This is a genomic window from Brevundimonas sp. (genome assembly GCF_965279155.1).
Taxonomy (GTDB): Bacteria; Pseudomonadota; Alphaproteobacteria; order Caulobacterales; family Caulobacteraceae; genus Brevundimonas.
The window spans coordinates 846492-869249 of record NZ_OZ257138.1; the positions used below are offsets into that span (position 1 = coordinate 846492).

Here is a 22758-nt window from a genome sequence, read left to right on the forward strand (position 1 = left end):
CGCAGTTTTGACGAGAGATCGAGTTTGACGTTCAGGCCTAACCTGCTGGTCGCGACTATCGCGGCCTTTTCGGCCTGCGCTCATGCGGCGGCGTCGGACCCCCGCGCCCAGATCCGCGGCGACATGGACGCCGAACTGCGCCGCATGCTGGAGCGGGCCGTGGGCGAGGTCGATGGGACACCTTCCAGCCGTTTCGAGGCCCGCCGCCGTGCGGAGAGCGCCGTGACCTCGGCGACAGCCTTGCTGCGCTCGGAAGCCTATTATCAGCCGGTCGTGGAAGACATCGTCGAGGGCGAGGAGACGCCAGTCGCCATCGTCTCGGTCGAACCGGGTCGGCGTTTCCTTCTGACCGACCCGACCATCCAGTGGGTCGATCCCGCACCCGAGGCCGAGGCGGCGGACAAGGCCAGGACGGCCATCGCCCTGAAGGCCGGCGAGCCCGGTCGGGCGGTGGATATCATCTCTGGCGAAGGGCGGCTTGTGGCGGCCCTGGTTCGCGACGGCTACGCCGACGCCAAGGCCAATCCGCGCCGGGTGGTGGTGGACCACGCCGCCTTCACCGTCGCGCCGGAATACCGCATCGCCTCGGGAGCTTTGGTGCGGCTGGACGGCGTTCGCCTGTCCACGCGCGGCCGGACCAATCCCGACTGGGTCGCAGGCCTGGCGCCGTGGAAAGAGGGAGACCGCTTCGACCCCGACCAGGTCGCCGAGCTGGAGCGCCGGCTGCTGGACACCGGCGTCTATGACGGCATCGGCGTGGCCCTGTCGCCCCAGGATCAGATCACGGCGGACGGTCTGCGTCCCGTGATCGTCAGCCTGCAGGACCGGCCGCGCCGCGTGCTGGAAGCGGGCGCCACCTGGTCTACGGCCGAAGGCGTCGGGGTGGACGTGATCCAGACCCGCTACAACCGCTTCGGTCGCGCCGACACCCTGCGGCTGGAAGCGCGGCTGGCGGACATCGACAGCCGGATCGGCGCGGACCTGTCCCTGCCCCATTGGCGCCGGCCCGGCCGGACGCTGAAGCTGGGCGCGGCGGTGGTCAACGAAGACACCGACGCCTATCTGCGCACCGCCCTGGTCCTGTATGCCGACCTGCAGCAGCGGATCGGCAAGACCTCCTATTTCAACTACGGCATCGGGCTGGATGCAGGCCAGTACAGCGAGACACGCTACGACTTCACCACCCTGCCCCCGCAGCGAGTCGACTTCGACCGCAACCTGGCGATCGTCACCGCACGGACCAGCGCCTATATCGATCATTCCAACGATCCGCTGAACCCGACCAAGGGCTGGCGTGTCAATCTGGCGGTGCAGCCGACGGCGGTGACGGGCGAGAGCAACATCCTGTTCCTGCGCACCGAGACGCAAGGCACGGCCTATTTCCCGGTGGCCGGCGACCGCACCATTCTGGCCGGGCGCATGAAGATCGGGTCCATCGTCGGCGGCAGCGAGCTGAACGTGCCGTCGGATCGCCTGTTCTATTCCGGCGGCGGCGGGTCGGTGCGCGGCTATTCCTATCAGGGCGTCAATCCGCAACTGCCGGACGGAACGCCGCGCGGGGGTCTGTCGCTGTTCGAGACCTCGTTCGAGGTGCGTCAGTCGATCGGCCAGAGCTTCCAGGCCGTCGCCTTCGTGGACGCCGGTTCGGTGGGCTTCCAGGAGACGCCGAACCTGACAAACATGCGCTACGGCGCGGGCGTGGGCGTGCGCTACATGCTGCCGTTCGGGCCGATCCGGGCGGACGTGGCCGTGCCGTTGAACAAGAGTGAAGGCGACTCGGCCTTCCAGATCTACATCAGCATCGGGCAGGCGTTTTGACCGACACACCGCCTGACGCTCCGCCGCCCGAAACCACGCCGCAAGAGACGGCGCCAACCAAGGCCGCGCGGCCCTCAAAGCCGCGTCGTGGGCTGGTCAAACGCATCGCCGTGATTACCGGCGCGGTCATCGCGGGCCTGCTGGTGCTGATCGCCGCCGCCCTGGTCGGCGGGCGTTACTACATCGCCTCGGACGGTGGTCGCGAGATGGTGCTGCAACGACTGCAGGACCTGAAAATCAGCCGCTATGGCCGGCTCAAGGTCTATGGGCTGAAGGGCGATCTGCTGAGCGATTTCACCATCGACCGCGTCACCCTGGCCGACAGTCAGGGCGTCTGGCTGGAGGTGAACAACCTCAGCATGGACTGGTCGTATCTGGCGCTTGTCGGCCGCAGCTTCCACGCCAACGACATCAAGGCCGAGACCGTTCGTGTCCTGCGTCGGCCCGTGGTCGAGCCGCCCAGCGGCGAACCGCCCAGCCCGCAGCCGATCTCGGTTCGGATCGACAAGTTCTCGGCCAATATCGAGCTGATGGAGGGCTTCTCCAAGGAGTACGGCCGCTGGAGCCTGTCGGGCGACGCCAGCCTGCCGCGCACCGGGGCCAAGAGCGCCACCGTCAACGCCGACAGCCTGAACCGCCCCGGCGACTATCTGCGCCTGGCCGCGACCTTTGGCGGCAAGCTGGAAGACACGCGCCTCAACCTGCGCGCCAACGAGGTGCAGGGCGGGCCGCTGGCCGGCGCCCTGGGCTATTCGCCCGATCAGCCGTTCTCGGCGGTCGCGGTGCTGAACGCCGATGTCGTCAACGCCCGCGTCCAGACGGGGCAGTTCGTTCCCCTGATCGTTCAGGGGCATTTCGGCGACAAGGGATCGCGCGTCTCGGGCTTCGCCGATTTCAGCGGCTCGGACCTGCTTGAGCCGTTCGTCACCCGCATCGGCCGCACGGCGCGGTTCGGCTTCGCCATGGTCCCGACGCCCGACAAGGCCAGCCAGGGCGTGGCGTGGAAGCTGATCTCCGACAACGTCCAGTCCGAGGCGCGCGGCCTGATCCGCAACGCGGACCGCAGTTCGCCGGACGGGATCACCCTGAACATCCAGACCGCGTCGCTGAGCCGGCTGGTCGGGTCCGATGTCGCGGGGCCGGCCGCCTATTCCGGCCTGTTCAAGGGCGACGCCCAGACCTGGAGCCTGAACGGTCAGGCGACCCTGCTGAACGCCAATGTCGCCAGCTATCGCGCGACCCGCATCGCCGGGCCGCTGAATGTCGCGGTCAAGAACGGCCGCATGGATCTGGACGGCGACATCCGCGCCAACGGTGGGTCGGGTGAAGGCATCATCGGCGGGCTGCTGGGTTCGGCGCCGCGCGTGCAGATGCAGGCCGCGCGGATGAAGGACGGCGCCATCCTGCTGGAGAAGGTCGATCTGCAGGGCCAGGGTCTGAGCCTGAACGGCTCGGGATCACGCAACCTGCTGGGCGGGATGAGTTTCCGCGGCAACGCGCAATTGACCGACGCCTCGCGCGTCCTGCCTGAAGCGCGCGGCGCCTTCGGCGGGCCGATCCGCGCGTCGTCGGCGCGGACGGGCGCGCCCTGGATGCTGAACTTCGACGGACGGGGACGAAACCTGACTGTCGGCATGTCCGAGCTGGATCGCCTGTTGGGCAAGACGCCCCGTTTGCAACTGGCCGGCAGGCTGAACGGCGGGCGGATCGAGGTCGAGCGTGGCGAACTGACCGGCGCGGCCGGGCGCGCGGGGGCCAAGGGCATCATCGAGACGGCGGGCAACCTGAGGCTGGCGCTGGACTGGAACGCGCGCGGGCCGTTCGCGGCCGGGCCGGTCGAGATCGGCGGCGATATGAACGGACGCGGCGCCCTGACCGGCACACTGTCCCAACCACGCGTCGATCTGACCGCCGGCTTCCAGCAGGTCACGGCCGGCGCCCTGACGCTGAACAACGCCGATCTGACGCTGAGCTTCCGCAAGGGCGCGGACGCATCCGACGGTCGGATCATGGTCGTCAGCGGCTCGAACTATGGTCCCGCGCGCGCCTCGGGCAACTTCTTCCTGGGCGGCAAGCAGATCCGCCTGACGGATCTGGACGTGGACGCGGGTGGCGTGACGGCCAAGGGCGCCGTCGCCCTGTCGGACAATATCCCGTCCAGCGCGGACCTGACGTTCACGGCGCGCGCCGGGGCCTTCCTGGCCTCGGGCGAGGCGAACGGCCGGGTGCGGCTGACGGACGACGGTGGATCGGACAGCGCCATACTGGACGTCAGCGGACGCAATGTGCGGCTGGCGGGCCAGAGCTGGATCATCCGCACCCTGGACCTGGACGGGCGCGGCACGCTGAACAACCTGCCCTTCACCCTGGCGCTGGACGTGGGCGGGCCGACGCCGGCCCAGTTCAACGGTACGGGCGTCTATTCGCGCCAGAACGAGACGCACGGCCTGACGCTGCGCGGCGGCGGTCGGGTGCGCGAGGTGGCCTTCACGACCCGCAGCCCGGCCTCGATCACCCTGAACGGCGCCGACCGCACGGCCCATCTGGACCTGGGCGTCGGGGGCGGCGTGCTGCTGGCCGACCTGCGCCAGGATGCGCGCACGGTCGCGGTCCAGGCCGACCTGACGCAGGTGGACCTGGGGTCGATCTCGCCGGAGCTGCGCGGCAGCGTGACGGGCCAGGTGGCCATGCGCGGCGCCGGAAGCGACCTGTCGGGAACGGCCAATATCGCCCTGCAGAACGTGCGCAGCATCGATGCGCCGCGCGGCCTGGCCGTGGACGGACGGGTGGACGCCACTCTGGCTGGCGACCGGCTGACCATCAAGGCGACGGCGGTCGACGAGGGGGCGGTTCAGGCCTCCGCCGACGTCGTCCTGCCGGTCGAGGCCTCGGCCGCGCCGCTGCGCCTGGCCATCGCCCGGACGCGCGAGATGTCGGGCCGGGTGTCGATCAACGGCCAGATCCAGCCGATCTGGGACCTCTTCCTGGGCGGCGAACGCAGTCTGGCAGGTCAGGTCAACGGTCAGGCGACCCTGGCCGGCACGCTGAACGCCCCGCGCCTGAACGGCCGGTTCGATCTGAGCCAGGGTTCCTATCGCGAGAATGCGGTGGGTCTGGTGCTCAGCGACCTGACGCTGCGGACGCGGTTCGACGACACCGCCGCCCAGATCGAGACTTTCACGGCCAACGACGGTTCGGGCGGCACAGTGTCCGGCCAGGGCCGCATCGGCCTGCGTCAGGGATCGGGATCGAATGCGCAACTGACGCTGAGCCGCTTCCGCGTCATCGACAACGACATCGCCGAGGCACGCGCCTCGGGTCCGATCACCATCGTTCGGGGGGCGGACGGCAATATTCAGCTGGGCGGCCGGATCGACATCGACGAGGCCAAGATCGAGCCGGAACTGCCCGGCGCCACCGGCATCGTCGGGATGGACGTGGTCGAGATCAACCGGCCCGGCGGCGACCCCGTCGAGACCGAGCAGAAGGCGCGTGGCCCACAGATCGGCATGGACATCGCCCTGCGCTCGACCGGGGGCAAGGTGCGGGTCAACGGGCGCGGTCTGAATGTGGTGCTGGACGTCAATGCCCGGGTGCGCGGCACGATCGCCAATCCGCAACTGACCGGCTCGGCCAATGTGGTGCGCGGCGACTATGAGTTCGCGGGCAAACGGTTCGTGTTCGACGATACCGGCAGGGTCACCCTGTCCACCGATCCGAAACAGATCCGGCTGAACCTGGCGGCGACGCGCGAGGATGCGGCCCTGACCGCCTCGATCAACGTCACGGGCACGGCGGCCGAGCCGAAGATCGCCCTGACCTCGACCCCCTCCCTGCCCCAGGACGAAATCCTGTCGCAGGTGCTGTTCGGGCGGTCGGCGTCGCAGTTGTCGGCCTTCGAGGCGGCGCAGCTGGCGGCCGGGGTCGCGGCCCTGGCCGGCGGCGGCGGGTTCGACGTGATCGGCAACCTGCGCGAACTGGCGGGGTTGGACCGGCTGTCCTTCGGCGGCGACGCCTCGGCGGTCACGGTCGCGGGCGGGCGCTACATCACCGACGACGTCTATCTGGAGGTCATCGGCGGCGGCGAGAGCGGCGCGGCGGTCAAGGTCGAGTGGCAGCCCCGGCGCAACATCGCCGTCAGCTCGCAGTTCGGCGGCCAGGGCGACACCAGCCTGTCGATCCGCTGGCGCCATGAAAGCCGCGAGGCCGGCGATCGTCGTCCGAACCGGGGCCGTCGCACCCGCTAGGTCGCGGCGGCTGTCCCCTGCCCCCGCTGATCCCGGCGAAAGCCGGGCCCCAGTGCTTTGGGCGACAGTTGCGTGTGATCAAAGCGCGCTGGTCATCCCACGCACCTGCGATGCGAAAGGACTGGGTCCCGGCTTTCGCCGGGATGAGCGGAAAGAAGGGCGCGAGGTCGGTTGCATCCCAGGCGCTGCGTGCTCGGTGAAGGCTAATTGCACTGGGCGAAAATGGTGCAATGGGGTGTAACTTCACCCAGCGCGTCGTTGTTTTCATTAACTAAAAAGACGGGATCGAATTGCACTGTGCAATAAAGTGCAATTCCGATGGCCCAACGAGTCCAAGTCTCGGCGGGCGATGGCGATGTCAAAGACCGGGCAAGGATCATACGCCCGTTCAACATCGTGCTCAGATGAATGCCGATGCCTGCTTTCAAGCCGCTGAAAAGACATGGGTTCGCTTGCGTGATTAGGATGGCTGGCGGCCGCAACCCATCAGTTCGGGCTAGAGAACTTCCAGCACCCGCTCCGGCGGGCGGCCGATGACGGCGCCCTTGTCGGTCTCGACGATGGGGCGTTCGATCAGGATCGGCTGGGCGATGGCGGCGGCCAGGATGGCTTCGTCGTCGGCGCCGGCGTCCAGCAAGGCCTTGGCCTCGGCCTCCTTCTTGCGCAACAGGCCCGCCAGGCCGACGCCGGTCTTGGCCGCCAATCGCTTCAGCGTCGCGCGGTCCCAGCCGGTCTTCAGATATTCGACCACAGTCGGCTCGATGCCCTGCTCGCGCAGCAGCGCCAAGGCGTTGCGCGACGTGCCGCATTTCGGATTGTGGAAGATGACGACGGTCATTCAGGGCTCGCTGCGCAGACGATGAAGCAGCATCGCGCCCTGCAGGGACGCCACATAGATGACGGTCGAGACGGCGGCCGCCGGCCAGGTGGTCAAGAGAATCCACAGCGGCAGTTCGGGGGCCGGCATCGAGCCCAGCAACCGCATGCCCAGATTGGCCACCAGACTGTAGGCCATCAGGGCCAGCATGATGATCGGGATCGAGCGCGTCATCATCCGCCACTGAACCGCAGCCAAGGCTCCGTACAGGATCACGGAAAAGATCGCACCGAAGCCGATGGCGTAGGGCCAGATCACCTTCATGAACTCGCGTTGCATCGCGACCTGATCCGAGGACAGGCCCATACGGGCGTATTCGGCGCTCATCGCCGTGTCGAACCAGCCGGAGGTGAACATCCACCAGGTGGGAATCAGGCCGACAATCAGGGCGATGCCCAGGCCGATCACCATGGACCGCGCCGAGCGCTGCGCCTCGGCCATGCCGCGCGGCAAGATCAGCGGGTTCATGGCCCGAAGCCACAGATCGATCGTCGTGCGTGTCATGTCGCGTCCCTGTTCGGGCGGAAACTAGCGGTGATCGGCGATGACTTACAGACCCCGACCTTCACCTTTGTGGTCGGGGCGTCTAGGGTCCGGCCGATGCGGATTCTGACCTCTGACCAGGCCGTCCTCGACCACGTCGCCGCGCGACGCGAGGCCATCATCGGGCGCACTATCGACTGGGCCAACATCAACTCCGGCAGCCGCAATGCGGTCGGGCTGAACGCCGTGCTGGATGCGCTGGAGGCCGAGGCGCGCGCGTTGCCCGCCACCGTCGAACGCATCCCGACGCAAGGCTCGACCAGCGTCGCCGACGATGGATCGGTGCGGACCGAGGCCCATGCCGAAGCGCTGAAGATCACGGCCCGACCGAGTGCGCCTATCCAGGTCGTGCTGACCGGCCACTACGACACCGTCTTCCCCGCCGATAGCCGTTTTCAGAGCGTGACGACGCGGGCGGACGGCGCCCTGAACGGTCCTGGCGTGGCGGACATGAAGGGCGGGATCAGCGTGCTGCTGGCGGCGCTGGAGGCGTTCGAGACCCATCCCGACCGGCACGGCGTCGGCTGGACCGTGCTGCTGAGCCCCGACGAGGAGATCGGTTCGCCGGCATCGGCGCCGCTGCTGGCCGAACTGGGTGCGCGGGGGCATGTGGGCCTGACCTATGAGCCGGCGCTGGCGGACGGGACGCTGGCGGGAGCCAGAAAGGGCAGTGGCAACTATCATCTGATCGTGACGGGTCGCGCGGCCCACGCCGGGCGGGCGTTCGAAGAGGGTCGCAATGCCGTGGCGGGCGCCGCCATCATCGCCGCCGCCCTGCATGGGCTGAACGGTCAACATGAAGGCGTCACCGTCAATGTGGCCAAGATTTCGGGCGGGGGCGCGCTGAACGTCGTCGCCGACAACGCCGTGGTGCGGTTCAACGTGCGGGTGCCGGACAAGGCCGCCGCCGACTGGATCGACGCCTCGGTGCGGGCCATCGCGGCCGCGCCGCCGTTCGAGGCACTGACGCTGGACCTGCACGGCGGCTTCACCCGCGCGCCCAAGCCGATGGACGCGGCCCAGACCGCGCTGTTCGAGGCGGTGAAACAGGCCGGCGCCCTGCTGGGCCAGCCCATCGCGTGGAAGCCTTCAGGCGGAGTGTGCGAGGGCAATAATCTGCACGCCGCCGGCCTGCCGAACATCGACACCCTGGGCGTCCGGGGCGGCGACATCCATTCGGACCAGGAGTTCGCCTGGCCCGACAGCTTCGTCGAACGCGCCCAGCTGAGCGCCCTGATCCTGTGCAAGATCGCGTCGGGCGAGATCGATGCGGCCAAACTGAAATCCCTGCGGATGGAAACTCTCTAGAATGCTTGTCGTCCGTCCCGCCGGCCCTGCCGATCTCGATCATCTGCTGGAGCTGGCCATCCTGTCCGGTCCCGGCTTCACCAGCCTGCCCGAAGATCCCGACGCCCTGTCCGACCGGCTGGAGCTGAGCCAGGCCAGTTTCCGGGGCCAGGTCACGCCACAGGAGGCCTGGTACACCTTGATGCTGGAGGACGGCGACACCGGCGACATAGACGGGGTCGGATCGGTCAAGGCGACGGTGGGGCTGAAGCGGCCGTTCTTCTCGTTCAGGGTGGTGAACAATACGGCGCAATCGCCGTCGCTGGGGGTCAAGCTTGATCACCAGACCCTGGTGCTGGTCAATGAATGCACCGGCTGGACCGAGGTGGGATCGCTGTTCCTGAAGGCGGATCGGCGCAAGGGCGGCGCGGGGCGTTTGCTGAGCCAGTCGCGCTACATGCTGATCGGCGCCCAGCCGGAGCTGTTCGCCGAGAATGTGCTGGCCGAGTTGCGCGGGGTGTTCACGCCCGACGGCGCCTGCCCCTTCTGGGACCATGTGGCGCACAAGTTCTTCCCGATGGAGTTCGACCACGCCGACCGGATGAGCGGATCGACCGACAAGCAGTTCATCCTGGACCTGGCGCCGCGCCACCCGATCTATACCGAGTTGCTGCCCGAACCCGCCCGCGCCGTGATCGGCAAGGTGCATCCGCAAGGCGTGCCGGCCATGGCCCTGCTGGAGAGCGAGGGCTTCCGGCCCAATGGGCTGGTGGACATTTTCGACGCCGGGCCGACCGTGTCGTGCGGGCGCGACAACATCCGCACCGTGCGCGACGCCCGCCGCCTGACGGTCGAGATCGTCGGATCGGTCGAGGCCGAACTGCCGGCCCTGATCTCGACCGACAGCATCGCCGCCTTCCGTGCCGTTCGGGCGAAAGCCGACATCGAGGGCAACACCGTGCGCCTGACCGCCGAAACCGCCGCCGCGCTGAAGATCAAGGCCGGCGCCACCGTCCGCGTGAAATCATGACCACATTCAAATCCACCGACCCCGCCACCGAAGCCACCAACTGGGAGGGCGAGGCCGCCAGCCCGGCCCAGGTCCAGGCATCCGTTGACGCCGCTCGTGCCGCCTTCCCTGCATGGGCCGACGCGCCACGCGCCGAGCGGATCGACGCGGTCAAACGCTATCAGGCCGTGCTGAAGGACCGCGCGCCCCAGATCGCCGAGGCCATCGCCCGCGAGACCGGTAAGCCCCTGTGGGAAACCAGGACCGAGGCCGCCGCCATGGTCGGCAAGGTCGACATCTCGATCCGCGCCTATGACGAGCGCACCGGCGAGCGGTCGACCGACACGGCCTTCGGGCGCGCCACCCTGCGTCACCGCCCGCATGGGGTGGCGGCGGTGCTGGGCCCGTTCAACTTCCCCGGACACCTGCCCAACGGCCATATCGTCCCGGCCCTGCTGGCGGGCGACACCGTGGTCTTCAAGCCGTCGGAAGAGACGCCCCTGGTCGGTCATGTGATGGCCGAGGCCTTCGCCGCCGCCGATCTGCCCAGCGGCGTGGTCAATGTGGTCCAAGGCGGGCGTGAGACCGGCGCGGCCCTGCTGGACGCCGGGATCGACGCCCTGATGTTCACAGGCTCGGGCGCGGCGGGCGCGCATTTCCGGCGCAAGTTCGCGGATGATCCGCACGTCATCCTGGCGCTGGAGCTGGGCGGGAACAATCCGCTGGTGGTGTGGGATGCGGCGGACGCCGAGGCTGTGGCGGGGATCGCGGTGCAGTCCGCCTTCATCACCACCGGCCAACGCTGCTCATGCGCGCGGCGTCTGATCGTGCCGGAAGGGCCGCAGGGGGATGCGATCATCGAGGCCGTCGCCGCCCTGTCCGACCGTCTGGTGTTCGGCCCTTGGGACAGCGATCCCGAGCCCTACGCCGGGCCTCTGATCTCGGCCCGCGCGGCGGAGGCGGCGCTGAAGGCGTTGCAGGAACGGATCGACAGGGGGGCAAAGGTCATCCGCGCCTCGGGTCCGGTCGCCAACCTGCCCGGCGCCTTCGTCAAGCCGGCCATCATCGACGTGACCGGGATCGACGTGCCGGACGAGGAGATGTTCGCGCCCTTCCTGTCGGTGACGCGCGTGGCGACATTCGACTCCGCGATCCAGGCGGCCAATGCGACCCGCTATGGTTTGTCGGCGGGCCTGGTCAGCGACGATCCGAAGAACTGGGACCATTTCATCCGCCGCATCAGGGCCGGCGTGGTCAACTTCAACCGGCCGACCACCGGGGCGGCGGGCGACATGCCGTTCGGCGGCCTGGGCGCCAGCGGCAACCACCGGCCAAGCGCCTATTATGCGGCCGATTACTGCGCCTATCCGATGGCGAGCTTCGAGGCCGATACGGTCGCGAACATCGAAGGCGAGATCAAAGGGCTAAGAGCATGACCCTCTTACAGCGGGAGAGGGAGACTGCGCACGGCGGCGCAGCCGTCGTTCTCGCGCAGTCGGGTGAGGGGTTACGGTGTCTGACGGGACGCACCTCACCCCCTCACCCTTTCGGCAAGCGCATCGCTGCGCTCTGCGAGCCTCAAGCCCTCTCCCTCTGGGAGAGGGAAGCATGAAAGCCGTCGAAGCCAACGCCGATGGTCTGATAGGGCCGACGCATTCCTATGCCGGGCTGTCGCCGGGCAATCTGGCGTCCAGCCTGAACAAGGGCGAGGCGTCGAATCCACGGGCGGCGGTGCTGCAGGGGCTCGACAAGATGAAGACACTGGCGGACCTGGGCCTGCCCCAGTTCGTCCTGCCGCCGCACGAGCGGCCGAATATCCCCTTCCTGCGGAGCCTGGGTTTCACCGGATCGGACTCCCAGGTGCTGGAGCGGGCGTGGAAGGAGGCGCCCAGCTTCGCCGCCGCCGCCTGTTCGGCCTCGCCGATGTGGGCCGCCAACGCCGCGACCGTGACGCCCAGCGCGGACGCGGCGGATGGCCGGGTTCATTTCACACCCGCCAATCTGATCACCAACCTGCATCGGTCGCTTGAGCATCAGCAGACGAAGCGGGCGCTGGACGCTCTGTTCCCAGACACGGCGCGGTTCGCCGTTCATGACGCCCTGCCCCCCGTCGCGCACCTGGCCGACGAGGGCGCGGCCAACCATGTGCGGCTGTGCGCCGAGCATGGGGCAGCGGGCGTCAATCTGCTGGTCTGGGGGCGAGAGGCTTTCGAGCCCTGGGACGGTCCCTACCCCGCCCGCCAGACGCGCGAAGCGTCGCAGGCCGTGGGCCGCCGCCATGAGGCGAGCGGCGTCGTTCTGGCCCAGCAGTCGAAGGCCGCCATCGCCGGCGGGACCTTCCATAACGACGTCGTCTGCGTCGGGGCGCTGGAGACCCTGTTTTTCCACGACCTGGCGTTCGAGGACACGGCCGGGACGCAGGACGCCATCCGCCGTGCGGCGGACGGTCTGTTCGAGCCGATCTTCGTCGAGGTCTCGTCCGCCGACCTGCCGCTGGCCGACGCCATAAGCTCCTATCTGTTCAACTCCATGCTGATCCAGATTCCGGGTGAGGATCGCCTGACCCTGATCTGTCCGACCGAGACCCGCGACAACCCGCGCAGCCATGCCGCAGCGCAAGGCCTGGCCGCCTCCAACGGCCCTATCGGCAGGGTTCAATACGTCGATGTGCGCCAGTCGATGCGGAACGGCGGGGGGCCGGCCTGTCTGCGTCTACGGGTCGTGCTGAACGCGGCGGAGCTGGCGGCGACCAATCCGGCCATGCGACTAACCGACGCCCGGCACGCCGACCTCTCGGCGTGGGCCAACCGCTGGTATCGCGATGAACTGCGGCCCGCCGATCTGGCCGACCCGGATCTTCTGGACGAGACGCGCGGTGCGTTGGACGAGCTGACGAATATTCTGAAGCTTGGGGGGAGCTTCTATCCGTTCCAGGGTGTTTAATGCGTCAAATGACCACAGACACCGCCGCCATGAGCCCCGCCCGCCGCCTGAGAAACATCGTCGGCGGGTCCGCCGGCAATCTGGTGGAGTGGTTCGACTGGTACGCCTATGCGGCCTTCACCCTGTATTTCGCGCCGGTCTTCTTCCCCAGCGAGAACCCCACCGCCCAGTTGCTGAGCGCCGCCGCCGTGTTTGCGGTGGGCTTCCTGATGCGGCCGATCGGGGCGTGGATCATGGGCGTCTATGCCGACCGCAAGGGGCGCAAGGCGGGGCTGACGTTGTCGGTGACTCTGATGTGCACCGGCTCGCTGATTATCGGCGTGACGCCGGGCTATGCCACCATCGGCCTGGCGGCGCCGGCGCTGTTGCTGTTCGCACGGCTGCTGCAGGGGCTTAGCGTCGGCGGGGAATATGGGTCCAGCGCCACCTATCTGTCGGAAATGGCCGAGCCGCGTCGGCGCGGTTTCTGGTCCAGCTTCCAGTATGTCACGCTGATCTCGGGCCAGCTTATCGCCTTGCTGCTGCTGATTGTGCTGCAGAATACGCTCAGCGAGACGGCGCTGGCGTCGTGGGGATGGCGGATTCCGTTCTTCGTTGGGGCGGGTCTGGCCGTCGTCGTCTTCTGGCTGCGTCGTCGGCTGGACGAGACGCACAAGGCATCCGACGTCAAAGACGCGCCGAAATCCAGCGCCACGCAGCTGATCCTGAAACACCCCAAGGAGGCGTTGATGGTGCTGGGCCTGACGGCCGGCGGCACATTGGCCTTCTATACCTACACGACCTACCTGCAGAAGTTCCTGGTCAACACGACCGGCTTTCCCAAGAACACGGCGACCGAGATCAGCGCGGCGGCCTTGTTCCTCTTCATGCTGTTGCAGCCAGCGGTGGGCGCCCTGTCGGACCGGGTGGGTCGGCGTCCGGTGATGATCGCCTTCGGCGTACTGGGGGTGCTGTGCACCGTGCCGATCATGACCGCGTTGTCGACGGTCGAGAGCCCGTTCGTAGCCTTCCTGCTGGCGCTGGCCGGGCTGGTGATCGTGTCGGGCTATACGGCGATTAATGCGGTGGTGAAGGCCGAGCTGTTTCCCGCCCACATCCGCGCGCTGGGCGTGGCCCTGCCCTACGCCATCGCCAATGCGGTGTTCGGCGGGACGGCGGAATATGTGGCGCTATGGCTGAAGGGCGCGGGCATCGAGAGCGTCTTCTTCTGGTACGTCAGCGGCATGATCGGGATCTCGTTGATCACCTTCATCCGCATGCGCGACACGAAGCACAACAGCCTGATCACGCACACCTGACGAAGGTCAGGCCGCGAACCGCCCGCCGCGGTGGGCGTAGGCCTGGGTGCCGCGGGTGAAGACCTGGTCGGTGGGCAGGACGGATTCGATGGGCAGGTCGTTCTGGCCCTTCAGCGCCGCATAGACCGGGCCGAAATCCTTCAGCGTCTCGTCTTTCAGAGCTTCCAGGCTGTCGATGACGAAATAGACCTGCTGGAAATCGTCGATCCGGTAGAGGGTGCGCATCACCCGTTCCAGATCGAAGCCCAGGCGGTTGGGCGACGGGTCGTCCAGCGCAAAGACGCTTTCGGTCGCCGAAGACACGATGCCGGCGCCATAGATGCGCAGGCCGTCGGTGTCCTTCATCAGGCCGAACTCGACCGTGTACCAATACAGACGCGCCAGGTTGGGCAGCATGCCGAGGCCGGCCGCGCGTTGGCCGCCCTTGCCATAGGCCTCCATATAGGCGGCGAAGTCGGGATCGGTCAGCATCGGCACATGGCCGAAGACGTCGTGGAAGATGTCGGGTTCCTGGAGGTAGTCCAGCTGGTCCGGCTTCCTGATGAACTGGCCCGAGACGAAGCGACGGTTGGCCAGGTGGTCGAAGAAGACTTCGTCCGGCACCAGGCCCGGCACGCAGACCACGGTCCAGCCAGTCAGGGCCTGAAGCTTGGGGTTGATCACGTCGAAGTCGGGAATGCCGCCGGCGTTCAGGTCCAGCGCGTCCAGGCCGCGCAGAAAGGCGTCGCAGGCGCGGCCCGGCAGGATCTTCATCTGGCGGGCGTACAGGGTGTCCCAGGTCTGGTGTTCGACCTCGGTATAGGCGGCCCAGTTCTGGGGAATGGTCCAGTCGGCGGCCGCGCCCTCGGGCGGCTTTTCGAAGACGTGTTCGAAGTCTGACATGGGCGTTCCTCTTTTGCCGCCATCCTAGCCCGGCCCGCCCGCGCCTTCCAACTGTCAGTGCAGTTGTTCGTCCAGAGGCGCGTGGTGGCCCAGGCCGTCTGTCGTGAACCAGCGATCGGCGTCGTCGGGCAAAAGGACGGATTGACCGTCTTCCAGCACGCCCTCGGCCGCATAGGCGACGAAGCCGCCGTCGTCGCCCAAGGCATAGACGCGGTAGAAGGGCTGATCGGCGGCGACCAGGCCGGTCTCGCCGGCTGGGCCGTCATAGGCGTGGTCGACATCCATCACGACACCGCGAAAGGCGTCGTCGCGGTGGCGGACGATCTGACCGATGGCGAAACGGGCTGTGTGAACCTGGGTCATGATGGGTTGATACGACCCGGTGTATGAGCCGGACCCCATCACTCCCGTTCATCTTCCTGACAGAATGGCTTGGCGCGGACGATCTTCGCGGGTTAGGCTGAACGGGACGGGCGCCGTTTTGGACCGCCCACATCGGAATGACGACCCATGCCGGAGACCCACGGCGCGCCCAGACGGCGCGACGAGCGGTCCCAGCCTTCCCGTTCGCGGGATGCGTCGGGTCGGGATGCGCCGCTGTATGGCGCGCTCGATCTGGGGACCAACAATTGTCGGCTGCTGATCGCGCGGCCGTCGCGCGAAGGCTTTCGCGTCGTCGACAGCTTCAGCCGTATCGTGCGGCTGGGCGAAGGCCTGTCACGGACGGGCCTGCTCGACCCCCGCGCCATGGACCGGGCCTATGACGCCCTGGCCCTGTGCGCCGAACGGATCGTCAGGAAGGGCGTGGACTCGGCCCGCCTGAGCGCCGTCGCCACCCAGGCCTGTCGCGCGGCCGAGAACGGGGCCGAGTTCATCGACCGGGTGCGCAAGGGAACGGGTCTGCGGTTGCGGATCATCGATCCGGCCGAAGAGGCGCGGCTGGCGGTCGAGGGCTGTCTGAACCTGATCGATCCCCAGGCGGAGGCGGTGCTGGTCATCGATGTGGGCGGGGGCTCGACCGAGATGTCGTGGTTGAAGCGCAGCGGGACCGACTGGACCACCAGCGCCTGGATGTCGGCGCCGGTGGGGGTCGTAACCCTGGCCGAGCGACACCCGGAGCCTGTGAACTCGGGCGAGGCCTGGTACGAGGCCATGGTGGCGGACATGGGCGAGGCCATCGCGGCCGGCGGCATCGTCGATGAACCGATGCTGGAGCTGTTCCGCCAGGACCGGGCCCATCTGGTCGGCACGTCCGGGGCGATCACCAGTTTGGCGGGCATTCACCTGAACCTGCCGAGATACAATCGCGATCGGGTGGACGGATTGTGGATGACGCGCGGCGACTGCGAGGCGGCGGCGGATCGGCTGAAGGCCTTGGGGCCGGACGGGCGGGCGCGCGAGGCCTGCATCGGTCCCGACCGGGCGGATCTGGTGCTGGCGGGCGCCGCTATTCTGGAAGCGGTTCAGAGGGCCTGGCCGTCCGAGCGGGTGCGGGTCGCGGACCGGGGCCTGCGCGAAGGTCTGCTGCTGCAGCAGATGAGAGAAGACAAGAAACCGACGAAGAGCCGCAGGCGTCGGCGCGGTCGGGGGCGACCAGCCCCCGCCGCCTGATCAGGCCGGGGGCATGATCCGCACCGGCAATTCGATGTCGCACACCGAGAAGTCCGCGCCGCGCGCCTGACGCGCTTGCTGCACCAGGGTCTGGAAGGTGGCGGAGTTGGTGTTCAGCACCAACGCCGTGGGGCGTTCGGCTGCTGGCAGGTCGGATGCGACGCGGACGCGGGTCATCTGGTCTGGTCCTTGGACCAGACCATCGGGCGTGCCGCTGGCCTTCAGAGCGCGCACCACGTCCAGACCGGACACGACGCGGCCCCAGACGGTGTAGCGCTTGTCCAGGGCCGGATAGGCCTGACGCATCAGGAAGAACTGGCTGTTGGCGGTGTCGTTGCCCTCGTCGCGCGCCATGCCCGCGACTCCGGGGCAGTAAAGCGCCCAGCCGTGGACCTTGTTGTCGCCCGTGCCCGACATCAGGGCGTCGGGCTGGGTCTGGACGGGAACGGAGTCGATGAAGCCGACCAGGGCGCCGACGGGGGCCGCGACGGGGGTGAAGGCCATATCCGCCCCGCGGCGGAAGGTGAATTCGCCCTTCAGATCGGGATACCAGCTCTGGCCTTCGCCGGTGCCCAAGGGGTCGCCGGTCTGGGCCATGAACCAGTCGATGACCCGGTGCCAGACCAGATTGTCGTAGAAGCCGCGCGACGCCAGCAACTTGATCCGTTCGACATGGGCCGGAGCGATCTGGGGCGCCAGCTCGACCAGGACCTGGCCCTTGCTGGTATCGATCACCAGCAGGTTCTCCGGCGCGACGGTGCGCCACTCGGCCGGGGGCGGCGGAGGTGCGGGAACGGCAGGCGGCGCATCCTGGGCCAGGGCGGCCCCGGCCGTCGCGGTCAGCACCGCAGCCGCGATCATCAGACTACGCATCGTCATCGTCCCCTCCTCCGTCATCTTGAAAGCGTCAGCCGCCGACGACCTCGGCCACCGGCTGAACGTCACAGATGCTGAAGCCGTTACCGCGCGCAGCGCGGGTGGCGGCGATCCGCTCGGCGAAGGCGGCGCTGTTTGCGTTCAAGACACGCATCGTCGGACGGCTGGCTTCCGGCATCGCGGAGGCCATGCGGACCTGGGTCATGGTGTCAGGATCGACGACCTTGCCGTCCTCTGCGTCCGAACCCTTCTTCAGCTTGCCGACGACATCCAGACCGGAAACCACGCGACCGAAGGCGGTATAGACGCCGTCCAGCTGGTCGCGGGCGCCCATCATCAGGAAGAACTGGCTGTTGGCGCTGTCGGGCGCGCCCGAGCGGGCCATGCCCAGCACGCCGGGGCAGAACAGGCCGTGGGCGTCGACCTTGAAGTCGGCGGTGACCATCATCTGGGCGTCGGGCTGGGTCTGGACCGGCAGGTCGCTGACCAGGCCGCGCACGCCGGGGCCGACGCTGGGCACGGCGACGAAACCGGCGTCGCGACCGCGCCGGAAGCTGAACTCGGCCTTCAGGTCCGGCAGTTCGCTGCCGCCCTCGCCGGTACCTTGCGGGTCGCCGGTTTGCGCCATGAATTCAGGAATGACGCGGTGGAACTTCAGACCATCATAGAAGCCCTGGTTGGCCAGGGTGCGGATGCGTTCGGCATGGTTGGGCGCGGCGACCGGGACCAGTTCGACCAGCACGCGGCCCTTGGACGTGTCGATGACCAGCAGGTTTTCCGGCGCGATGGTGCGCCAGTCGGAGGCCGCCGGCGTTGTCTGAACCACGGCCGGGGCCGAAACCTGGGCCTGGACCGCGCCGCTCGCCAAAAGGGCGGCGACGGTCGCCGCGATGATCGCCTTACGCATAGTCTATCAAATCCCGTTCTTGACCTTGGCCCGCACGCGCTCGGCGATGGCGGGGCTGACGAAACTGTCGATCGCGCCGTCCAGACGGGCGATTTCCTTGACCAACCGCGAGGCGATGGCCTGGTGGCGCGGATCGGCCATCAGGAATACGGTCTCGATGTCCTGATTGAGGCGCTGATTCATGGCCGTCATCTGGAACTCGTATTCAAAGTCGGCGACGGCGCGCAGGCCCCGGATGATGACGTTGGCGTTCAATTCTTCGGCGAAATGCATCAGCAGGGTCGAAAAGGGCTGGACGACGATGTCGCCGCCGAAGCTGGCGACCTCGGTCTTGAGCATCTCGACGCGCTCCGCGGTGGAGAACAGCGGGCCCTTGTCGTCGTTCTGGGCCACACCGATGACCAGCCGGTCCACCAGCTTCAGCGCCCGCTTGATGATGTCGGTATGCCCGTTCGTCACCGGGTCGAAGGTGCCTGGATAAAGCCCGATGCGCATGCGTGTCTCCCCAGCCTGTCGCGTGCCGTCCGCGTCGTTTAGCAGGTGCGAAATCAGCGGCCTAGCCGGCTGACGCCATCGTCATCGTCGCGGGGCGCGATGGGCTGCGGCGGCTGGGCGGACCAGGCGGCCTCGATCCGGGCCAGCAGGGCGGGATCGTTGGCGAAGGCGACGTCGTCGATGGCCGTGATGGGACAGACGGGCGTGGCGCTGTTGCACAGGAAGGCGGCGTCGAAAGCGGCGATTTCGGAAAGGAAGACCGGGCGGGTTTCGGAGGCCAGGCGCACATGACCCAGGCCGCGCTGGATCACCGCCTGGGTCACACCGGCCAGCATCGGCGCCTGGGGCCAGACGATGCGGTCGTTCTGGACGAAGCCGATGTTCCAAAGCGTGCCTTCGGACACCTGTCCCTGCCCGTCCACAAACAGGGCGTCGTCGAAAGCAGCGGCGCGAGCCGCCCGGCGCGCGCGGATCAGGCCGAAGGTGGCTAGGTGTTTCAGATGCGGGGCTTCGCGTTCGTAGGAGACGGCGGTGATGCGCACGCTGCTCGCCAGCGGCGGCGGTGCGAGCGAGACCACCGTCATCGCCTTTGGCCGGCCGACGAAGGACGGGTTGCGATGGCCGATCTCGGGTGAGAACAGGCTGACGCGCAGCCAGCAGGCGTCGCGGCCGGCGACGGCGAGCGCAATGAGGCGGTGGAACTCGGCCTCGCCGGGGCTGTCGCCAAACAGTTCGACGGCGGCCTGGTCCAGGCGGGCGAGGTGGAGGTCGAGGCCGCGAGCGGCGCCGTTCTCAACGCGGAAGGAGGTGTAGGCGCCGTAGTTGACCAGGGCCTGGTGGGCCAGGTCGTCAGGCGTGGCGGGGTGGCCGTCGATCAGGATGTCCACTGGCCGCTCCCGTTCCAATTCTTTCCTTCTTCCTGAGGGAGAAGGTGGCCCGAAGGGCCGGATAAGGGGTTACGGTGCTGATCGCGTCGCACAGCGTAACCCCTCACCCTTTCGCGCAGACCGATCGCTACGCTCTCGGGCGCTCAAGCCCTCTCCCGCCGGGAGAGGGTCTTGGTTTAGGCTTCGGTCTCGCCGCCCTCATCCGCGACGTCCGCATCATCCGAACCGCCGCTGTCCGGCAGGCGTTCGACCGAGACGACCTTTTCGTCCTTGCCGGTGCGGAAGATGGTGACGCCCTGGCTGGAGCGTCCGACGATGCGGACCTGGTCGATGCGGGTGCGGATCATCTGACCGCCCGAGGTGACCAGCAGCAGGTCGTCGGTTTCCTCGACCGGGAAGGCCGCCGCCAGGCGTGTGCCCGCGCGACCGCCCAGGCCGTGAGCCGTCAGGCCCTGGCCGCCGCGACCCGTGCGGCGGTACTCGTAGGCCGAGGATCGCTTGCCGAAGCCGGTCTCGGTGACCGTCAGGATGAACTGTTCGGCGGCGCCCAGTTGGGCGATCCGCTCGACCGTCAGGGCGGCGTCGGCGACGTCTTCCTCAACCTCGGCCGGAGCCGACACATCCTCTTCCGCGTCCGCACCGGCCAGGGCCTTGCGCATGGCGTTGGCGTGTTTGACGTAGGCCGAACGTTCTTCCGGCGTCGCATCGACGCGGCCCAGTATGGCCATGGAGATGACCTCGTCGCCGTCCTGCAGGCGAACGCCCCGGACGCCGGTCGAATCCCGGCCCTTGAACACGCGCACATCGTCGGCCTTGAAGCGGATCGCGCGGCCCAGGGCCGTGGTCAGCAGGATGTCGTCGTCGGCGGTGCACAGGCCGACGCCGACCATGCGGTCGTCGCCTTCCAGCTTCATGGCGATCTTGCCGGCGCGGTTGACCGTGGCGAAGTCCGACAGTTTGTTGCGGCGCACGTCGCCCGCCTGGGTGGCGAACATGATGTCGTAATCGCCCCAGGTCGTCTCGTCCTCGGGCAGAGGCAGGACGTTCATGATGCTGTCGCCCGGCTCGATGGGCAGCAGGTTGACGAAGGCCTTGCCGCGCGAGGTCGGATTGCCCAGCGGCAGGCGCCAGGTCTTCAGCTTGTAGGCCTTGCCGTTGGTGGCGAAGAACAGGACCGGGGTGTGGGTCGAGGCGCTGAACACGCCGGTGATGGCGTCCTCATCCTTCATCGTCATTCCGGACTTGCCCTTGCCGCCGCGGTGCTGGGTCCGATAGGCGTTCAGGGCCACGCGCTTGACGTAGCCGCCGTGGGTGACGGTGACGACCATGTCCTCGCGCGGGATCAGGTCCTCGTCCTCCATCTCTCCGTCGCCTTCCCCGATCAGGGTGCGACGCGGCACGGCGAACTGATCCTTCACCGCGATCAGGTCGTCGCGAATGATGGCCAGGACATTCTTGCGGTCCGACAGGATGGTCAGGTGGCCCTGAATCGTATCGGCCAGGCCACGCGCCTCGCCGAAGATGTCGTCACGGCCAAGGCCGGTCAGGCGCGACAGGGTCAGGGCCAGGATGGCGCGGGCCTGTTCGTCGGTCAGTTGCAGGCTGTCGCCGTTGATGACGACGCTGCGCGGGTCGGCGATCAGTTCGACCAGGGCCATCATGTCGCCGACGGGCCAGGGCTTGGCCTGCAACCGCTCGCGCGCCTCGGTCGGATCGGCCGAGGAACGGATGATGTGGATGACCTCGTCGATATTGGCGACGGCGACGGCGAGACCGACCAGGACGTGGCCGCGATCACGCGCCTTGTTCAGCTCGAACTTGACGCGGCGAACGACGACTTCCTCGCGGAATTCGAGGAAGATCTGCAGCAGGTCGCGCAGGCCCATCTGCTCGGGCCGGCCGTGGTTCAGCGCCAACATGTTGACGCCGAACGAGCTCTGCATCGCCGTATAGCGCCACAGCTGGTTCAGGATGACGTCGCCGGACGCATCACGCTTCAGCTCAATGACGATCCGCATGCCCTGGCGGTCGGACTCGTCGCGGACGTCGGAAATGCCTTCCAGACGCTTCTCGCGAACCATTTCGGCGATACGTTCGATCAGGGTCTGTTTGTTGACCTGGAACGGCAGTTCCGTAACGACGATGGCCTCACGATCCTTGCGGATTTCCTCGACCGAGGCGCGGCCGCGCACGACGACCGAACCGCGACCGTCGCGCAGCGCATTGCGCGGGGCGGTGCGGCCCATGATCTCACCGCCCGTCGGGAAGTCGGGACCGGGGACGATGTCCAGCAGGGCGTCGTCGGAAATGTTCGGGTCGTCCAGCAGGGCCAGGGCCGCATCCACGACCTCTCCCAGATTATGTGGCGGGATATTGGTCGCCATGCCGACGGCGATGCCGCCCGCGCCATTGACCAGCAGGTTCGGAATCCGCGCCGGCAGGACGACGGGCTCCAGCTCCTTCTCGTCGTAGTTCGGCTGGAAATCGACGGTGTCCTTGTCGATATCGGCCATCAGGGCGACGGCGGCCGGGGCCATCTTGGCCTCGGTGTAACGCATCGAGGCGGGCATATCGCCGTCGACGGAGCCGAAGTTGCCCTGGCCGTCGACCAGCATCAGCCCCATCGAGAAGGGCTGGGCCATCCGCACCAAGGCCATATAGACCGAGGCGTCGCCGTGGGGGTGGAACCGGCCCAGCACGTCACCGACCACGCGGGCGCATTTCGAATAGCTGCGCTCCGGCGTCATGTTCAGGTCGTGCATCGAATACAGGATGCGACGGTGAACCGGCTTCAGCCCGTCACGGGCGTCAGGCAGGGCGCGCGAGACGATCACGCTCATGGCATAGTCTAGGTACGAACGCTTCAGTTCGTCCTCGATCGTGATCGTGGAAATGTCGGAGCCGCCGCCTCGACCGTTGATCGGAGTTGCGGCGTTTTCGTAGCTGTCGTCGGTCAATGAAGCGTGGCTTTATGCGGCCGGAATCGGAACGTGATCCGCTGTGACGATTTCTAGCATTCCAGGGGCTCGGTGGCAAAGCGACGTCGCCGTGAAAGCCCGTCTCTGAAAGGACTTTCCT

At 67.7% G+C, this 22758-nt stretch carries 17 protein-coding genes; 8 read left to right on the forward strand and 9 right to left on the reverse strand.

From position 1 onward, the window contains the following. Window positions 1-24 precede the first annotated feature (24 nt). Entirely contained in the window at window positions 25-1818 is a 1794-nt protein-coding gene (locus tag ACQY72_RS04205; RefSeq protein ID WP_428155998.1) for an autotransporter assembly complex protein TamA, read from the forward strand. Next, complete coding sequence (locus ACQY72_RS04210) at window positions 1815-6065, forward strand: translocation/assembly module TamB domain-containing protein (RefSeq protein ID WP_428155999.1); 4251 nt, start codon at window positions 1815-1817, stop codon at window positions 6063-6065. Before ACQY72_RS04205 ends, ACQY72_RS04210 begins: the two co-directional genes overlap by 4 nt. A 496-nt stretch (window positions 6066-6561) precedes the next feature. On the opposite strand, the gene arsC is transcribed toward ACQY72_RS04210, so the two are convergent. Together arsC and ACQY72_RS04220 are read right to left on the reverse strand one after the other, a co-directional pair. Next, a complete protein-coding gene (gene arsC, locus ACQY72_RS04215; RefSeq protein ID WP_428156001.1) occupies window positions 6562-6903 on the reverse strand; it encodes an arsenate reductase (glutaredoxin) in 342 nt (113 codons plus the stop codon). Next, window positions 6904-7446, reverse strand: coding sequence for a hypothetical protein (locus ACQY72_RS04220; protein ID WP_428156003.1), 543 nt, complete (start codon window positions 7444-7446; stop codon window positions 6904-6906). 96 nt (window positions 7447-7542) lie between these two features. On the opposite strand from ACQY72_RS04220, the gene ACQY72_RS04225 reads away from it, so the two are divergent. The 5 genes from ACQY72_RS04225 (at window position 7543) to ACQY72_RS04245 (ending at window position 14022) form a co-directional block, all read left to right on the forward strand. Then, window positions 7543-8793, forward strand: a complete 1251-nt coding sequence (locus tag ACQY72_RS04225) for a hydrolase (RefSeq protein WP_428156005.1) — start codon at window positions 7543-7545, stop codon at window positions 8791-8793. A gap of 1 nt (window position 8794) precedes the next feature. Further along, window positions 8795-9802, forward strand: coding sequence for an arginine N-succinyltransferase (locus tag ACQY72_RS04230; protein WP_428156007.1), 1008 nt, complete (start codon window positions 8795-8797; stop codon window positions 9800-9802). Then, window positions 9799-11217 (forward strand): succinylglutamate-semialdehyde dehydrogenase, encoded by a 1419-nt coding sequence (gene astD, locus ACQY72_RS04235; protein WP_428156009.1) that lies wholly within the window; start codon window positions 9799-9801, stop codon window positions 11215-11217. The genes ACQY72_RS04230 and astD overlap by 4 nt, the downstream gene beginning before the upstream one ends. Window positions 11218-11389: 172 nt before the next feature. Continuing rightward, a complete protein-coding gene (astB, locus tag ACQY72_RS04240) occupies window positions 11390-12724 on the forward strand; it encodes an N-succinylarginine dihydrolase (RefSeq protein ID WP_428156011.1) in 1335 nt (444 codons plus the stop codon). Window positions 12725-12732: 8 nt separating this feature from the next. Next, complete coding sequence (locus tag ACQY72_RS04245; protein WP_428156013.1) at window positions 12733-14022, forward strand: MFS transporter; 1290 nt, start codon at window positions 12733-12735, stop codon at window positions 14020-14022. A 6-nt stretch (window positions 14023-14028) separates the two neighbouring features. Here ACQY72_RS04245 and phhA read toward each other — a convergent pair whose 3' ends face one another. Together phhA and hspQ are read right to left on the reverse strand one after the other, a co-directional pair. Next, complete coding sequence (gene phhA, locus ACQY72_RS04250) at window positions 14029-14904, reverse strand: phenylalanine 4-monooxygenase (RefSeq protein WP_428156015.1); 876 nt, start codon at window positions 14902-14904, stop codon at window positions 14029-14031. A 54-nt stretch (window positions 14905-14958) separates the two neighbouring features. Then, window positions 14959-15267 (reverse strand): heat shock protein HspQ, encoded by a 309-nt coding sequence (gene hspQ / locus ACQY72_RS04255; RefSeq protein ID WP_428156016.1) that lies wholly within the window; start codon window positions 15265-15267, stop codon window positions 14959-14961. A 147-nt stretch (window positions 15268-15414) separates the two neighbouring features. Here hspQ and ACQY72_RS04260 point away from each other — a divergent pair, with 147 nt between their 5' ends. Further along, the gene (locus tag ACQY72_RS04260) at window positions 15415-16515 is read left to right on the forward strand and encodes a Ppx/GppA phosphatase family protein (RefSeq protein WP_428156018.1); all 1101 of its coding nucleotides are present in this window, start codon (window positions 15415-15417) and stop codon (window positions 16513-16515) included. Here the strand turns inward: ACQY72_RS04260 and ACQY72_RS04265 are convergent, their stop codons facing one another. The 5 genes from ACQY72_RS04265 to gyrA form a co-directional block, all read right to left on the reverse strand. Beyond that, on the reverse strand, window positions 16516-17388 hold the full coding sequence (locus ACQY72_RS04265) for a peptidylprolyl isomerase (RefSeq protein WP_428156673.1): 873 nt from the start codon (window positions 17386-17388) through the stop codon (window positions 16516-16518). A 34-nt stretch (window positions 17389-17422) separates the two neighbouring features. Further along, window positions 17423-18298: a peptidylprolyl isomerase gene (locus tag ACQY72_RS04270; protein ID WP_428156020.1), complete on the reverse strand. Its 876-nt coding sequence runs from the start codon at window positions 18296-18298 to the stop codon at window positions 17423-17425. Window positions 18299-18304: 6 nt separating this feature from the next. Next, on the reverse strand, window positions 18305-18793 hold the full coding sequence (gene coaD, locus ACQY72_RS04275; protein WP_428156022.1) for a pantetheine-phosphate adenylyltransferase: 489 nt from the start codon (window positions 18791-18793) through the stop codon (window positions 18305-18307). 53 nt (window positions 18794-18846) lie between these two features. Continuing rightward, complete coding sequence (locus tag ACQY72_RS04280) at window positions 18847-19680, reverse strand: aminotransferase class IV (RefSeq protein ID WP_428156024.1); 834 nt, start codon at window positions 19678-19680, stop codon at window positions 18847-18849. Window positions 19681-19856: 176 nt separating this feature from the next. Beyond that, window positions 19857-22637: a DNA gyrase subunit A gene (gyrA, locus tag ACQY72_RS04285; RefSeq protein ID WP_428156026.1), complete on the reverse strand. Its 2781-nt coding sequence runs from the start codon at window positions 22635-22637 to the stop codon at window positions 19857-19859. Window positions 22638-22758: the final 121 nt, after the last annotated feature.

Coding starts and splice junctions, on each gene's coding strand:
- astD (WP_428156009.1), top strand. CDS start 9,799: ATGACCACATTCAAATCCACCGACCCCGCCACCGAAGCCACCAACTGG.
- astB (WP_428156011.1), top strand. CDS start 11,390: ATGAAAGCCGTCGAAGCCAACGCCGATGGTCTGATAGGGCCGACGCAT.
- coaD (WP_428156022.1), bottom strand. CDS start 18,793: ATGCGCATCGGGCTTTATCCAGGCACCTTCGACCCGGTGACGAACGGG.
- ACQY72_RS04230 (WP_428156007.1), top strand. CDS start 8,795: ATGCTTGTCGTCCGTCCCGCCGGCCCTGCCGATCTCGATCATCTGCTG.
- ACQY72_RS04245 (WP_428156013.1), top strand. CDS start 12,733: ATGACCACAGACACCGCCGCCATGAGCCCCGCCCGCCGCCTGAGAAAC.
- ACQY72_RS04270 (WP_428156020.1), bottom strand. CDS start 18,298: ATGCGTAAGGCGATCATCGCGGCGACCGTCGCCGCCCTTTTGGCGAGC.
- ACQY72_RS04220 (WP_428156003.1), bottom strand. CDS start 7,446: ATGACACGCACGACGATCGATCTGTGGCTTCGGGCCATGAACCCGCTG.
- hspQ (WP_428156016.1), bottom strand. CDS start 15,267: ATGACCCAGGTTCACACAGCCCGTTTCGCCATCGGTCAGATCGTCCGC.
- ACQY72_RS04265 (WP_428156673.1), bottom strand. CDS start 17,388: ATGCGTAGTCTGATGATCGCGGCTGCGGTGCTGACCGCGACGGCCGGG.
- ACQY72_RS04225 (WP_428156005.1), top strand. CDS start 7,543: ATGCGGATTCTGACCTCTGACCAGGCCGTCCTCGACCACGTCGCCGCG.
- ACQY72_RS04260 (WP_428156018.1), top strand. CDS start 15,415: ATGCCGGAGACCCACGGCGCGCCCAGACGGCGCGACGAGCGGTCCCAG.
- arsC (WP_428156001.1), bottom strand. CDS start 6,903: ATGACCGTCGTCATCTTCCACAATCCGAAATGCGGCACGTCGCGCAAC.
- phhA (WP_428156015.1), bottom strand. CDS start 14,904: ATGTCAGACTTCGAACACGTCTTCGAAAAGCCGCCCGAGGGCGCGGCC.